General features: G+C 64.4%; 14 protein-coding genes. 1 reads left to right on the top strand and 13 read right to left on the bottom strand.

The window, feature by feature from the left end; all coding sequences use genetic code 11:
• Positions 1-34: 34 nt before the first annotated feature.
• From ybeD to leuS, 12 genes are all read right to left on the bottom strand, one after another.
• Entirely contained in the window at positions 35-298 is a 264-nt protein-coding gene (gene ybeD, locus KUV81_RS00115; RefSeq protein WP_222541815.1) for a DUF493 family protein YbeD, read from the bottom strand.
• Positions 299-412: 114 nt separating this feature from the next.
• Positions 413-1,576 carry a serine hydrolase gene (locus KUV81_RS00120; RefSeq protein WP_222541816.1) on the bottom strand — a complete coding sequence of 388 codons (1,164 nt, stop codon included), beginning with the start codon at positions 1,574-1,576 and terminating at the stop codon, positions 413-415.
• Between the two features lie 103 nt (positions 1,577-1,679).
• A complete protein-coding gene (locus KUV81_RS00125; protein ID WP_222541817.1) occupies positions 1,680-2,477 on the bottom strand; it encodes a septal ring lytic transglycosylase RlpA family protein in 798 nt (265 codons plus the stop codon).
• Complete coding sequence (gene mltB, locus KUV81_RS00130) at positions 2,470-3,429, bottom strand: lytic murein transglycosylase B (RefSeq protein ID WP_222541818.1); 960 nt, start codon at positions 3,427-3,429, stop codon at positions 2,470-2,472. Before mltB ends, KUV81_RS00125 begins: the two co-directional genes overlap by 8 nt.
• Before the next feature lie 14 nt (positions 3,430-3,443).
• A complete protein-coding gene (gene rodA / locus KUV81_RS00135) occupies positions 3,444-4,553 on the bottom strand; it encodes a rod shape-determining protein RodA (protein WP_222541819.1) in 1,110 nt (369 codons plus the stop codon).
• Entirely contained in the window at positions 4,553-6,442 is a 1,890-nt protein-coding gene (mrdA, locus tag KUV81_RS00140; protein WP_222541820.1) for a penicillin-binding protein 2, read from the bottom strand. The genes rodA and mrdA overlap by 1 nt, the downstream gene beginning before the upstream one ends.
• Complete coding sequence (gene rlmH / locus KUV81_RS00145; protein ID WP_222541821.1) at positions 6,439-6,906, bottom strand: 23S rRNA (pseudouridine(1915)-N(3))-methyltransferase RlmH; 468 nt, start codon at positions 6,904-6,906, stop codon at positions 6,439-6,441. Before rlmH ends, mrdA begins: the two co-directional genes overlap by 4 nt.
• Complete coding sequence (rsfS, locus tag KUV81_RS00150; RefSeq protein ID WP_222541822.1) at positions 6,907-7,239, bottom strand: ribosome silencing factor; 333 nt, start codon at positions 7,237-7,239, stop codon at positions 6,907-6,909.
• Positions 7,240-7,276: 37 nt separating this feature from the next.
• Complete coding sequence (gene nadD / locus KUV81_RS00155; protein ID WP_222541823.1) at positions 7,277-7,945, bottom strand: nicotinate-nucleotide adenylyltransferase; 669 nt, start codon at positions 7,943-7,945, stop codon at positions 7,277-7,279.
• On the bottom strand, positions 7,942-8,976 hold the full coding sequence (holA, locus tag KUV81_RS00160; protein ID WP_222541824.1) for a DNA polymerase III subunit delta: 1,035 nt from the start codon (positions 8,974-8,976) through the stop codon (positions 7,942-7,944). The genes nadD and holA overlap by 4 nt, the downstream gene beginning before the upstream one ends.
• On the bottom strand, positions 8,976-9,479 hold the full coding sequence (gene lptE, locus KUV81_RS00165; protein WP_222541825.1) for an LPS assembly lipoprotein LptE: 504 nt from the start codon (positions 9,477-9,479) through the stop codon (positions 8,976-8,978). The genes holA and lptE overlap by 1 nt, the downstream gene beginning before the upstream one ends.
• Positions 9,480-9,530: 51 nt before the next feature.
• Complete coding sequence (gene leuS / locus KUV81_RS00170; protein ID WP_222541826.1) at positions 9,531-12,110, bottom strand: leucine--tRNA ligase; 2,580 nt, start codon at positions 12,108-12,110, stop codon at positions 9,531-9,533.
• A gap of 155 nt (positions 12,111-12,265) precedes the next feature.
• On the opposite strand from leuS, the gene KUV81_RS00175 reads away from it, so the two are divergent.
• Entirely contained in the window at positions 12,266-12,766 is a 501-nt protein-coding gene (locus KUV81_RS00175) for a zinc ribbon-containing protein (RefSeq protein ID WP_222541827.1), read from the top strand.
• A gap of 60 nt (positions 12,767-12,826) precedes the next feature.
• Here KUV81_RS00175 and ettA read toward each other — a convergent pair whose 3' ends face one another.
• Positions 12,827-14,491 carry an energy-dependent translational throttle protein EttA gene (gene ettA / locus KUV81_RS00180; RefSeq protein ID WP_222541828.1) on the bottom strand — a complete coding sequence of 555 codons (1,665 nt, stop codon included), beginning with the start codon at positions 14,489-14,491 and terminating at the stop codon, positions 12,827-12,829.
• Positions 14,492-14,852 lie beyond the last annotated feature (361 nt).

Consider the following 14,852-nt stretch of genomic DNA (forward strand, 5'->3'; position numbering starts at 1 on the left):
CCGGGCAAAGTCAGAATGCCAGATGGGTCACACTTTACAGAACGCCGCGAACCCCATCGATGGCCGCCAACTCGGTGTACAGCAGTTCGATGTGCTCTTTGCTGGTCACCGTGGTGGTCACGGAGACGGAGATGTAGGTGCCCTTGCTGGAGGGTTTGATACTGGGCACGTAGTCGCCGGGGGCGTGCTGCTGCAGCACGGCCACCACGCGATCCGCCAGGGTGTCGTCCGCCAAGCCAAGGACCTTAAAGGGGAATTTGCAAGGGAACTCAAGGTATTCGTCGAATTTGGTGTCCATGGGTACTCCAGGTGCGATATGAGACCGCTGTTAATGGGGCTCATTGTATCAAAATTCAAGGGGGCCAATAAAAACGGGGTGGCCCTGGCCACCCCGTTCGCACCGGTTCCGTCCTTAGAAGAGGGAGAGGAACAGCAGCTTGAAGTAGTCGATGAGCTTGGAGAACCAGCTGCCCTCGTTGACGTCCTCCAGCACCACCAGCGGGAACTTGGCGATGTCCTCGCCGTCGAGCTGGAAGTAGAGGGTGCCCACTTCGTCACCCCGGGTCAGGGGCGCCTTGAGCTCCTGGCTCAGTTCGAAGTTGGCTTTGAGGTTGCCCGACTGGCCACGGTAGATGGTCACCGGGGTGTCCTGCAGCACGCCCAGGCGCACCTCGGACTTGTCGCCGTACCAGATCTGCTGGCTGGTGAACTCCTCACCGGCACTGTAGGGGGTCACGGTCTCGAAGAAGCGGAAACCGTAGTTGAGCAGCTTCTTGCTCTCCGCCTCGCGGGATTGGGGGCTCTTGGCGCCCATTACCACGGCGATAAGACGCATGTCGCCCTTGGTGCCGGAGCTCACCAGGTTGTAGCCGGCGCCGGCGGTGTGGCCGGTCTTCATGCCGTCCACATTGAGGCTGCGATCCCACAGCAGGCCGTTGCGGTTGTGCTGACGGATGCCGTTGAAGGTGAACTCCCGCTCGGAGTAGAGGGAGTAGTACTCGGGGATGTCACGGATGATGGCGCGACCCAGCAGGGCCATGTCGTAGGCGGTGGTCACCTGGTCGTCGGCGTCCAGGCCATGGGCATTGGCGAAGTGGCTGTCCGCCATCCCCAACTGTCCGGCCCAGGCGTTCATCAGATCGGTGTAGGCGCTTTCGGTGCCCGCCACGTGCTCGGCGATGGCGACGCAGGCGTCGTTGCCGGACTGGACCACCATGCCGCGGTAGAGGTCCATCAGGTTGACCTCTTTGCCCACTTCAATCCACATCACCGACGAACCGGGGAAGTTCTTGGCCCAGGCGTTGTTGGAGATCTTCACCATGTCCTCTTCGGACACGTTGCCCTTGCTGAGCTCCTGACCGAGGACGTAGGAGGTCATCATCTTGGTCAGACTGGCTGGGCGGCGCGGATCGTAGGAGTTGTTCTCCGCCAAGATCTGTCCGGTCTTGAAGTCCATCAGGACGTAGGACTCGGCGGCCACGGTGGGCGCGTTGGGGATCACGGAGGGGGCGGCGGCCACGGTGGCGCTGAACAGCAGCGTGGCGGCGCTGGCCAGAGTGCGTTTTACAAAAGTCATGTCAGGTGAATACGCTTTATTTGAATTTATCTGCGGGATTGAGGCGGTTAGCCATCCATAGCGACACATTATATCAACAGACCACGGGCCCACGGCAAAAGTTTCACAGCTCGTGGGGCTCCAGCACTTTAAACGCTTGGGGATAGGCCCCCTGGCGCAGTTGCTCAAGCAGGGTTTGGGCCTGTTCCGCATCCTCGAACGGGCCCAGCTGCAGCTTGTGCAGATCGCCGGCTTGCTGGATCCGCGCCGCGACCGCCCACTCCTCCTCAAGCCGGGTTTTCATGGGCTGTAGGGCCTCGGCGTCGCCACTGGCCACCAGCTGGATAAACAGCCGGGGCGGGCCCACCAGGGGCGGCACCGGGCTGTCGGGCCCGGCGAAATGGTAGGCCTCCACCCGCACCGGCGCGGTGCCGGCGGCCAGCACCCCTAGGTGCCAGGCGGCGGCGTAGGAGAGATCGATCACCCGCTCCGGGTGGAAGGGGCCCCGATCATTGACCCGCACCACCAGGCTTTTACCGTTGGCCAGGTTGGTCACCTTGGCGTAGGTGGGCAGCGGCAGGCTTTTGTGGGCGGCGGAGAAAGTGAACATGTCGTAGGTATCGCCGTTGGAGGTCAGGTGGCCGTGAAACTTGGCGCCGTACCAGGAAGCGATCCCCTCCTCGACGTAGCCCTCGGCGCTGGGCAGTACCTCGTAGGCCTGACCCCAAACCACGTAGTCGCGGTTGCCGCCCCGGCTTTTCGGCTCATAGCGGGGCACCGGTGGCTCCAGCTGGCTGAGATCCGGCGCATTGGCCGGGGCCTGGTCCTGGCTCATCTGGTAGCGGCCCGAAGGCGTGGGGCTGCTGCAGGCGGCCAATAGGGCGACGCTCAGCAGAGGCACCAGGATGCGGGCCTTAACCATCGGCCATGGCCTGCTTGAGCTGCTGGCTGAACTCCCATACCGCCATGGCGTACAGCGGACTGCGGTTGTAGCGGGTGATGGTGTAGAAGTTGGGGTGGGCCAGGAAGTGGCCCCACTGGCCTTCGGCCACCTCCAGCTGCAGCAGACTGAGCTTGCCATCGCGGCCCTGGGGCACGGCCACCCCTTGGGCGCTCAACGCCGCGGCATCGTGCTTCAAGGGTCTGCCGTCCCACAGCACCGGTTTGATCGGTGCATCGGCGGCCACGGTAACCGGCTCCGCGGCGATGGCGCCGTGCTGCCAGCGGTGCTTGGCGAAGTAGTTGGCCACGCTGCCGATGGCGTCAGTGGGGTTGGTGAGCAGGTCCCGTTTGCCGTCCCCGTCGAAGTCCACGGCGTAGGCCTGGTAGGAGGAGGGGATAAACTGGCCCAGCCCCATGGCGCCGGCGTAGGAGCCCTTGATCTCGGTCAGCGACCAGCCCTGCTCTTCGGCCAGCTGCAGGTAGTGGCCCAGTTCCTTGCGGAAAAAGGTCTGGCGCGGCGGGTAGTAGAAGCCCAGGGTGTAGAGGGCGTCCAGTACCGCGTGGCGACCCAGGTGGCGGCCGTAGTAGGTCTCCACCCCGATGATGGCCACGACGATCTCCGGCTCGACGCCAAGCTCCTGCTCGGCCCGCTCCAGGGTGGCGCGATGCTCTTGCCAGAACGCCAGACCGGCGTCCAGGCGCTCCTCGGTGAGAAACAGGGGGTAGTACTGGTACCAGGGTTTGGCTTCCCAGGGTTTCTGGATGGCGTCCAGGATCCCCTGGTTGAAGGTGGCTTGGTCGAGGGCCTGTTCAATGTAGGCCTGGGACAGCCCCTGTTGTTGCCAATGGTCGATGAATTCGGCCTTGGGGTCCGCGTGCGCGAACAGGCTGCCGCAAATCAGGGCGGCAGCGAGAAGGGAGCGTCCTGTCATGGGTTACCACTTACTTACTGGGCGATAAAGCGCCGGTGGGTATGAATGGCCATCAGGATGCCAAATCCTGCCATCAATGTCAGCATGGATGTGCCGCCGTATGAAACCAGCGGCAAGGGGACCCCCACCACGGGTAACAGGCCGGAAACCATACCGATATTCACGAACACGTAGACGAAGAAGGTGAGGGTGATGGAGCCGGCCAGCAGGCGCCCGAAGGCGGTCTGGGCGCGGCTGGCGATCACCAGGCCACGGCCGATGATAAACAGGTAGATGAGCAGCAAAAGGGCGATCCCCAGGTACCCGAACTCCTCCCCCAGCACCGCGAAGATGAAGTCGGTGTGACGCTCGGGAAGGAAGTCGAGCTGGGACTGGGTGCCCTGCAGCCAGCCTTTGCCCTCGAAGCCGCCGCTGCCGATGGCGATCTTGGACTGGATGATGTGGTAGCCGGCCCCCAGGGGGTCTTTCTCCGGGTCCAGCAGGGTGAGCACCCGGGTGCGCTGGTAGTCCTTCATCAGGAAGAACCAGAGCACCGGCAGGAAGGCCAGCACCGCGGCCACGCAGGCCCCCACCACGGCCCAGCTCATGCCGGAGAGAAACAGCACGAACACCCCGGAGGAGGCCACCAGAATGGAGGTGCCCAGATCCGGCTGAGCGGCGATCAGCAGTGTGGGGATGAGCAGCAACAGGGCGCCGCCGGCCAGGTAGCGTTTTTTCGGCGGCAGGGGGTAGCGGCTGATGTACCAGGCCATGGTGATGGGGAAGGCCAGCTTCATCAGCTCCGACGGCTGGAACTCCATAAAGCCCAGGTTGAGCCAGCGCTGGGCGCCCTTGTTCACCTCGCCGAACAGATCCACCAGGATCAGCAGGCCGATCCCGAACAGGAAGATGGGCAGGGCCCAGCGGCGGTAGATCTCCGGGTTGATCTGGGCCAGCACGAACATCACCCCCAGCCCCAGGCCGATGCGGATCACCTGGCGGTCCAGGGTGGCCATGCTCTCGCCGCTGGCGCTGTAGAGCACCATCAGGCCGTAACCCATCAGCACCAGCAATGCGGTCAGCAGGGGCAGGTCCAGGTGCAGGCGCAGCCACAGGTTGGGTTTGCTTCCGGGGGTCTTGCCCATCAGTCCGCCTCCAGCAGTTCCGGATCCAGGGCATCGGGATCCAGGTAGAAATCAAACAGGGCACGGGCCACCGGGCCGGCATTGGCGCCACCCCAGCCGGCGTTTTCCAGCACGATGGCGATGACGATCTGGGGATCGTCGTAGGGGGCGTAACCGACAAAGAGGGCGTTATCCCGAAGGTGCTCCGCCACGTTGTCCTCGTCGTACTCGGCGTCCTCGGCGAGGCCGAACACCTGGCCGGTACCGGTTTTTACCGCCGACTTGTAGCTGGCGTCGTTGAACTGACGATACCCGCTGCCCATGGGGTTGTGGGCGGTCAGGTACATGGAGCGCTGGATGGAGCGCCAGGCGCTCGGCCGTTCCAGCTCGATGGGTGGCCGGTCGATGATGGGTTCTTCGGTGCGTACCCCGTCGGACTCGGTGGCCGCTAGCAGGTGGGGGATGTGGCGGGCGCCGTCGTTGGCCAGGATGGTGGTGGAGAGCGCCAGCTGCAGCGGAGTGGCGGTCCAGTAGCCCTGGCCGATCCCCACGGAGATGGTGTCGCCGATGTACCAGGGCTCCTTGTAGCGGATCCGCTTCCAGTCCCGGGTGGGCATGTTGCCGGCAGACTCCTCCATCAGGTCGATGCCGGTGCGCTCACCGAAGCCGAACTGGAACATGAACTGGCTGATCTCGTTGATGCCGGTCTTGTAGGCCAGATCGTAGAAGTAGGTGTCACAGGAGGCGGCGATCGCCTTGTCCAGATCCACCCAGCCGTGGCCCCAGCGCTTCCAGTCCCGGTAGCGGCGGTCCACCCCGGGGATCTGCCACCAGCCCGGATCCCAGATCTTGGTCTTCTCGGTGACGTGGCCCAGCTCCAGACCCAGCAGCGCCAGGTGGGGCTTGACCGTCGAGGCCGGGGCGTACTGGCCCTGGGTGGCGCGGTTGATGAGCGGGCGGTTGCCGTCGTTGAGCAGCTCACTGTACTGCTTGCCGGAGATCCCGGTGACGAAGGCGTTGGGGTCGTAGCTGGGGCTGGAGACCATGGCCAGCACCCCGCCGTCCCTCGGGTCCATCGCCACCACGGCCCCCCGCCGGCCATCGAGCAGGCGCTCGGCCATCTTCTGCAGGGGCAGATCCAATGTCAGGTGCAGATCCTGGCCCGCCTCCGTGGGCTGGGCGGTCAGGGTGCGCACAATGCGGCCGCGGTTGTTGACCTCCACCTCCAGCATGCCGGGCTGGCCGTGCAGGGCCGCTTCGTAGAAGCGTTCGATCCCCTGCTTGCCGATGCTGCGGGTGGCGGCGTAGCGCGCCCCTTCGCCGTCGGCTTCCAGTCGGGCCTGGTCCTGGCTGTTGATGCGGGCCACGTAGCCCAGCAGGTGGGTCAGGCTGCCGCCGTGGGGGTAGTGGCGCTTGAGGCCCGCCTCGACGGTGAAACCGGGGAAGCGGTGCTGGTTAACGCTGAACTGGGCCACCTGGGCTTCGGTCAGCTGGTTGACCAGGGCCAGGGGCTTGAAGCGGCGATGGCCCTGCAGGCGCTCCCGGAAGGTCTCCAGCTGCTCGTCGGTCAGTTCCAGCAGTTGGGCCAGGCCGCTGAGGCTGGCCTCCATGTCGGCCACCCGCTCCGGCACCGCTTCGAGGGTGAACACCGGCTGGTTGTCCGCCAGCAGGATGCCGTTGCGGTCGTAGATGAGGCCCCGGTTGGGGGCCACCGGGATCAGACGGATCCGGTTATCGTTGGAGCGGGTCTGGTAGGCCTGGTGATCGACGATCTGGATGTAGTAGAGGTTGGTCAGCAGGACGCCGACCATCAGCACAACAAAAGCGAAGCAGACGATCGCCCGCCGCTTGAACAGTGCCGACTCTGCGGCGTGATCCCTAAAGGCAACCCGTTGCCGAACTCGTCTCATTCGCGGTGATATGGATGGTTGTTATTGATGCTCCAGGCCCGGTACAGGCTCTCCGCCATGACCACACGCACCAGGGGGTGGGGCAGGGTCAGGTTGGAGAGCGACCAGCTCTGTTCGGCCGCCTGCTTGCAGGCGGGGGCCAGCCCCTCGGGGCCGCCAATCAGGATGGCCACGTCCCGGCCGTCCAGTTGCCAGCGGGTCAGCTGCTTGGCCAGGGTCGGGGTGTCCCAGGGCTTGCCGGGGATGTCCAGGGTCACGACATGACACCCCTTGGCCGCCGCCAGCATCGCCTCCCCCTCCTTGTCGAGGATGCGGTCGATGTCGGCGTTCTTGCCCCGCTTGCCCGCCGGGATCTCCACCAGCTCCAGCGGCAGATCCCGGGGAAAGCGGCGCTGATACTCGGTGAACCCCTTGGTCACCCAGTCGGGCATCTTGGTGCCCACGGCGATCAGCTTCAGCTTCATTTACTGGCCCGGGTGCGCCGACCAGAGCTTTTCCAGCTGGTAGTGGTCGCGGGTCTGCTCCTGCATCACGTGCACGATGACCGCGGAGAGATCCACCAATACCCACTCACCGCTCTCCTTGCCCTCGATCCCCAGCGGCTGCAGGCCGGCGTCCTTGGCTTCGCTGACCAGATTTTCAGCCAGGGAGCGGACGTGGGTTTTGGAGGTGCCGGTGCAGACCACCATGTAGTCGGTGACGTCGGAGCGGTCGGAGACGTCGAGCACCACGATGTCGCGGCCCTTGAGGTCGTCCAGTTTATCTACAGCAAAATCTTTCAGCTCAACAGCTTGCACTCGGATATCCTCGTCTGACATTCGGCAAAGCGGCGTATTATACCGGCTTCGCGCCTGTGCCACCATGACTGACCCCGTAGAGTCCATGGCGTTCAATATAAGCGACCACTTGCGGTGGGAGTAAAAAATGGGGGGCGATCCCCTGGCGCATCTGCGCCCTCAGTGCCGTGGAGGCGATGTCCAGCTGGGTGGCCTCGAGGCAGTGGATGAGGCCCGCGGGTTGCCGGTGCAGCTGCGCCGGGTCTTCGCAGCGATACCGGGACAGCCAGGATTGCACCGGGGCGTCGCTGGCCAGCCGGTAACCCGGGCGGTGGCACACCACCAGGTGCGCCAGCTCCAGGATCCGCTGTGGGAGGTGCCAACGGGGCAGGTTGAGCAGGGAGTCCATGCCGATGATGAAACACAAGGGGGTGTCCGGGTGTTCGGCGCGCAGGGCCTCCAGGGTGTCCACCGTGTAGGAGGGGGCCGGCCGGGCCAGCTCACGCGGGTCCACCGACAACTCCGGATAGGGGGCCACCGCCAGCTCCACCATGGCCAGGCGGTGTTCGGTCGCGATGGCCGGGCCCGTCTTGTGGGGCGGGATGGCGTTGGGCAGCAGGTAGGTGTGGGACAGCCCCAGGGCGTGGTGCACCTCGAAGGCGCTGCGCAGGTGGCCGTTGTGGATGGGATCGAAGGTGCCGCCAAAGAGGCCGATGGCCGGGCTCATAGCGCCTCCAGGCCCTGGTAGGCCGGGTCAAAGCGGGCGCAGAGATCCGCCAGGGCCAGCCATTGGCTGGCCTCGTCCTGGGCCTCGCCCTTGAGCTGGGCCTCCACCTGGCCGGCCGCCGCCAGGGCCGTGGCGATCCGCACCGGGCCCATCCGATTGAAGCAGCCCTGGTAGAAGCGCTGCCTCTTCTCCCAGATCTTGGCCTGCTTCATCAGCGCCGGCAGGGCCTCTCCCCGGTTGACGCCAAAGGCCAGCTGGGCCAGCAGCGCCAGTTCCCGGTTGATGGCCCAGGCCACCAGGGTGGGGGCGGTGCCCTCCTGGCGCAGCTGGGCCAGAATTTTGAGCGCCGGATCCAGCCGCCCGGCCAGCAACTCATCACTGAGCTGAAATACGCTGTAGCGGGACTGGTCCTCTAGCAGGCGCTCCAGCGCCTCCTGGCTGAGGCGCTGACCGTCCGCGATCAACGCCAGCTGAGCCATCGCCTGATCCGCCGCCAGCAGGTTGCCCTCGAACAGGCTCGCCAGGTAGTGCTGGGCGTCTGGGGCCAGGGCCAGTTGATGACGCCGGGCCCGCTCGGCAACCCAGCGCTGGTAGTGGGGCCCTTCCGGCGTCAGCGCCTGCACATAGAGGCCCTGTTTCTCCAGGGATTTAAACCATTTGGTATTGGTCTGCTCCCGTCCGGCCTTGGGGCCGTGCAGCAGCAGCCAGAGATCCCGCTGCTGGGACAGCTCGGCGGCCAGCTCGGTCAGGGTGGCGGCCCCCTCGGTGCCGGGCTTGAGGCTGGGCAGCTCCAGCTCGATTACCCGGACGGAGGCGAACAGGGAGAGGGCCTGACACTCCTGGCGCAACTCATCCCACTTGAAGGGGGACTCCTGCACCAAGGAGAGGCGCTCCTGGGCGCCCTGGGCAAAACAGGCCTGGCGCAGAGCGTCGCGGCACTCCTCCCGGATCAGCACATCGTCACCGAACACCATCAGGATCTGGGGCAGTTTTCCCAGGTGCTGGTTGAGTTGGCTGGGGAAGATGCGCATCAGGGCTGGGCGTCCGTGTCGACCTTGGTGGCGGAAAGGGCGCGCAGAATGCGATCCGCGGCCTGGGCCCGCATCTCACCGAGCAGCAGCTCCAGCTCGCGGTTCTTCGCCAGGGCGGTACGGGGATCGTCCAGGTAGTCCCGGCGGATCTCGATGTCGAAATTCTGCGGGGCCTGTTCCGCCACGGTGACGGAGAAGCGCACCGAGTAGATGAGCTCGTATTCGGCCACCTGGCCGGAGGGGAACAGGGAGAGCGTGGAGCGCTCCAGGCGGTCGTCGCCCAGCCACAGGCGCGGGGCGGCGTCATCGGCCACCACCTCGATGTTGGACAGGCGCAGCCGCTCCTTGACCAGGCGGTGCAGCTCGCCCTGATCGTCGGAGCTGTCCAGGCGCACCTGGGCCAACTCGTCGGGGAACTGGTAGTTGCTCTGCAAGCGGAAGCCGCAGCCGGCGGTGGTCAGCAGGGCCAGGGCGGTAAAGATGGTGAGAAGGCGTCGGATCACCTTCGGCTCCTTATGGTAAAAGGCACCCCGAAGGGTGCCGTTCAATCAGTCTCAGTTGGCAACGATGTTGAGCAGCTTGCCGGGCACGTAGATCACCTTGCGGATGGTCTTGCCGTCGGTGAAGTTCTTCACGTTGCTGTCCGCCAGGCCCAGGGCCTGAACCTCATCCTGGCTGGCGCTGGCGGCCACGGTGATGCGGGCCCGCACCTTGCCGTTGACCTGCACCACCACCAGTTTCTCGTCCTCCACCATGGCGTCCTTATCAGCCACCGGCCACTGGGCGTCGTCGACGTTGCCCTGGTGACCCAGCGCCTGGTACAGGGCGAAGCTGGTGTGGGGGATGATGGGGTAGAGCAGCACCACCAGAGCGTCCAGGGCTTCCTGCAGCAGGGCGCGATCGTTGTCGCTCTGCTGCGGTGCCTTGGTCAGCTTGTTCATCAGCTCCATCACTGCGGCGATGGCGGTGTTGAAGGTCTGGCGGCGGCCGTAGTCGTCGGTCACCTTGGCGATGGTCTGGTGCAGGGCGCGGCGCAGGGCTTTTTGCTCGTTGCTCAGGCTGGCCACATCCAGGGCCGGGGCGGGGCCCTGACCAATGTGCTCGTGGGCCAGTTTCCACAGCCGCTTCAAGAAGCGCTGGGCCCCCTCTACACCGGACTCCTGCCACTCCAGGGTCAGCTCCGGTGGGGCGGCGAACATCATGAACAGGCGCACGGTGTCGGCACCGTACTTCTCCACCATCTCCTGGGGATCGATGCCGTTGTTCTTGGACTTGGACATCTTGGTCATGCCGGAGTGCACCAGCTCGCGACCCTCGGCGTCGGTGGCCTGGGTGATGGCCCCCTTGCCGTCGCGCTCCAGGGTCACCTCGGTGGGGGAGACCCAGACCCGCTGACCGTTGTCGCCCACGTAGTAGAAGGCGTCACAGAGCACCATGCCCTGACACAGCAGGCGCTTGGCCGGCTCGTCGGAGTCCACCAGGCCGGCGTCCCGCAGCAGCTTGTGGAAGAAGCGGAAGTAGAGCAGGTGCATGTTGGCGTGCTCGATGCCGCCGATGTACTGGTCCACCGGCAGCCAGTAGTTGGCCTTGGCCGGATCCAGCATCCCGTCGTCGGTGCCAACGCTGGTGTAGCGGGCGTAGTACCAGGAGGACTCCATAAAGGTGTCGAAGGTGTCGGTCTCCCGGGTGGCCTTCTGACCATTGATGGTGGTCTCGGCCCAGGCCTTGTCGGCTTTGATGGGGCTGGTGACGCCGTCCATCACCACGTCTTCCGGCAGGATCACCGGCAGATCCTCGGCGGGCACGGTCACGGTCTCGCCGTTCTCCAGGGTGGCCATGGGGATGGGGGCACCCCAGTAGCGCTGACGGGACACGCCCCAGTCGCGCAGACGGAAGTTGGTGGTCTTGTGGCCCTTGCCCAGTGCACCCAGCTTGTCGGCGATGGCGTTCAGGGCACCATCGAAGTCCAGGCCGTCGAACTCGCCGGAGTTAAAGAGGATCCCCTTGTCGGTGTAGGCCTGCTCGGACAGGTCCAGCTCGGCGTCCGCCGGCTTGATCACCCCTTCGATGGCCAGGCCGTACTTGGTGGCGAACTCGTAGTCGCGCTGATCGTGGCCGGGCACCGCCATCACGGCACCGGTGCCGTAATCCATCAGCACGAAGTTGGCGACCCAGATGGGCACGCGCTTGCCGGAGAGCGGGTGGAGGGCGTACAGGCCGGTGGCCATCCCCTTCTTCTCCATGGTGGCCAGCTCGGCCTCGGCGACCTTGGTGTTCTTGCACTCGTCGATAAAGGCGGCCAGCTCCGGGTTGCCCTCGGCGGCGCGGGTGGCCAGCGGGTGACCGGCGGCGATGCCGACGTAGGTCACCCCCATCACGGTGTCGGGGCGGGTGGTGTAGATGGTGAACGCCTCATCCAGGCCGTCCACGTCGAAGGTCATCTCCACCCCTTCGGAGCGACCGATCCAGTTGCGCTGCATGGTCTTGACCATCTCGGGCCAGCCCTCGAGCTGGTCCATGTCCGCTAGCAGCTGATCGGCGTAGTCGGTGATCTTGACGAACCACTGGGGGATCTCTTTTTGCACCACCGGGGTGTCGCAGCGCCAGCAGCAGCCGTCCACCACCTGCTCGTTGGCCAGCACGGTCTGGTCGTTCTCACACCAGTTGACGGAGCTGGTCTTCTTGTAGATGAGGCCCTTGTTGTACAGCTCGGTGAAGAACCACTGCTCCCAGCGGTAGTAGTCCGGCTTGCAGGTGGCCAGCTCCCGGCTCCAGTCGTAGCCGAAGCCCAGCATCTTCAGCTGGCCCTTCATGTATTCGATGTTCTCGTAGGTCCAGGGGCCCGGCGCGGTCTTGTTCTTGATGGCGGCGTTTTCCGCCGGCAGACCGAAGGCGTCCCAGCCGATGGGCTGCAATACGTTTTTGCCCTGCAGACGCTGGAAGCGGCTGATCACATCCCCGATGGTGTAGTTGCGCACGTGGCCCATGTGCAGGCGGCCACTGGGGTAGGGGAACATGGAGAGGCAGTAGAACTTCTCCTTGCTGGGATCCTCTTTGGCAACGAAGGTCTGTTGATCATCCCAGTGCTGTTGCACCTGGGGCTCGATTTGCGCGGGATTGTATTGCTCTTGCATCGACACGTCGGGAGTCCAAGATTGAATTTTGATTTCGGGCCAGGAATGACCCATAAAGATCTGCATAGAATAACGCAGGAGCTTCCGTGGCAACAAGGGCCTGAATCCCGCCTCGGCAGCGTCGGCATCACCCGGTTTCGGAGGACGCGATGGGGATGGAAAAAAGCCAATTGATCCACAAGTACGAGCAACTGCTCAAAGAGCTGGAGCGGCGCTACCGCAATGACCCGGACCTGACCCTGGGCCAGCTGGCCCAAGTGCTCAAGGACAGCCGGACCTACATGGCCATGGGCTCGGAGCTAACGTCGGAGCAGATGGACCTGGTGGAGCAGTTCCTGCGCCGGGACCTGGCGGAGTACGCCCGCCAACTGGAGAGCGGCGAAGCGCCAGAGCCGGACAGCGTCTTTACCCTGGGGCTGGAGAACAGCATCTGGAGCTGGCTGGTGGAGATCACCGATCGCAGCCAGATGGAGTGGCATGAACTCAATACCGAGCTGCGCCACCACGGCACCTTCCAGGCCGGTGAGGTGGTGGGCCTCGGCGAGCTGGTGTGCGACAACTGTGGCCACGCCATGGAATTCTATCACCCGGACACCCTGCCCAAGTGCCCACAATGCGACGGCGAGCTGTTCTCCCGTCGCCCCCTTGAGCCCTGAGTTGGCCTCCCCATAAAAAAAAGCCGGGCGCATGCCCGGCTTTTTTTTTGTCGCCTCGACTCAGTCGATGCGCTTGTACTTGAGGCGGTGAGGCTCGGTGATGTCGATCCCCTGCTCCTTCTTCATCCAGTCGGCGTACTCGTTAAAGTTGCCCTCGAAGAAGTTCACCTTGCCCTCGTCGCGGTAGTCGAGGATGTGGGTGGCCACCCGGTCCAGGAACCAGCGGTCGTGGGAGATCACCATGGCGCAGCCGGGGAACTCCAGCAGGGCGTTTTCCAGGGCCCGCAGGGTTTCCACGTCCAGGTCGTTGGTCGGTTCGTCCAGCAGCAGCAGGTTGCCGCCGGCCTGCAGCAGCTTGGCCAGGTGCAGACGGCCGCGCTCACCCCCGGACAGCTCGCCGACCCGCTTCTGCTGATCGGTGCCCTTGAAGTTGAAGCGGCTGACGTAGGCCCGGGCAGGGATCTCGAAGTTGCCGATCTTGAGGATGTCCTGGCCGCCCGAGACCTCCTGGAACACGGTCTTGCTGTCGTCCATGCTGTCGCGGAACTGGTCCACGGAGGCCAGCTGGACGGTGTCACCCAGGATGATCTCCCCGGAGTCCGGTCCTTCCTGGCCGCTCATCATGCGGAACAGGGTGGACTTACCGGCGCCGTTGGGGCCGATGATGCCGACGATGGCGCCCTTGGGAATGCTGAAGGAGAGATCATCGATCAGCACACGGCCGTCGTAGGACTTGGTCAGGTTCTGCACCTCCAGCACCTTGTCCCCCAGGCGCGGCCCCGGCGGGATGAACAGCTCGTTGGTCTCGTTGCGCTTCTGGTAGTCGGAGCTGTTGAGCTCTTCGAAGCGGGCCATCCGGGCCTTGGACTTGGCCTGGCGCCCTTTGGGGTTCTGACGCACCCACTCCAGCTCTTTCTGGATGGACTTCATGCGCGCCTTCTCCTGGGCCGCTTCCTGCTCCAGGCGGGCTTCTTTCTGCTCCAGCCAGGAGGAGTAGTTGCCCTCCCAGGGGATCCCCTCACCGCGGTCCAGCTCCAAGATCCAGCCGGCGGCGTTGTCCAGGAAGTAACGGTCGTGGGTGATGGCCACCACGGTGCCGGGGTATTCCACCAAGAAGCGCTCCAGCCAGGCCACGGACTCGGCGTCCAGGTGGTTGGTGGGCTCGTCCAGCAGCAGCATGTCCGGCTTTTCCAGCAGCAGACGGCACAGCGCCACCCGGCGGCGTTCGCCCCCGGACAGGTGGCCCACTTTGGCGTCCCAGGACGGCAGACGCATGGCGTCGGCGGCCCGCTCCAGGGCGTTGTCCAGGTTGTGCCCGTCCTTGGCGGCGATGATGTTCTCCAGCTCCCCCTGCTCTTTGGCCAGGGCATCGAAGTCGGCGTTCTCATCGGCGTAGGCGGCGTACACCTCGTCCAGGCGGGTCAGGGCGTTCTTCACGTCGGACACCGCTTGCTCGACCACCTCACGGACGGTCTTGTCCAGGTCCAACTGGGGCTCCTGGGGCAGGTAACCCACCTTGGTGCCGGGCTGAGGGCGGGCTTCCCCTTCGAACTCGGTGTCGACCCCGGCCATGATCCGCAGCAGGGTGGATTTACCGGCGCCGTTGAGACCCAGAACGCCGATCTTGGCGCCGGGGAAGAAGGAGAGGGAGATGTCTTTGAGGATGTGGCGCTTGGGCGGAACCACTTTGCCCACGCGCAGCATGGAGTAGATAAACTGAGCCATTTGCAGGTTAGCTTGAGTAAAAAATCAGGGGCCTGATTGTACCTCAGAATTGTCACCGGTGCTGCCCTGGGGGCAAGGAAGAGAAAGATTCTCCTGCGGTTTTAAATGCTGCACCTTTGTGGGCGGGGCATTGCGGGGCGGCCATGGCCTGTTGCCAAAGGGTTGGCGGCTTGATCGAGAGGCATTCTCATTCGCCCCCTTTTGGATCCGGTCGTTTACCTGGCTAACAATCCCCCCCAAAGACGCATCATTTTGTTGTGTAAAACGAGAGGCTTAGCAAATTTTTTCACCAGCCTGGTTGCTACACTGGCGACGGTCAAAATTCATGATAATGAGAATCGTTTGCACTAGGCGATCTCAC

It is taken from the genome of Ferrimonas balearica, assembly GCF_019802085.1.
GTDB classification, from domain to species: domain Bacteria; phylum Pseudomonadota; class Gammaproteobacteria; order Enterobacterales; family Shewanellaceae; genus Ferrimonas; species Ferrimonas balearica_B.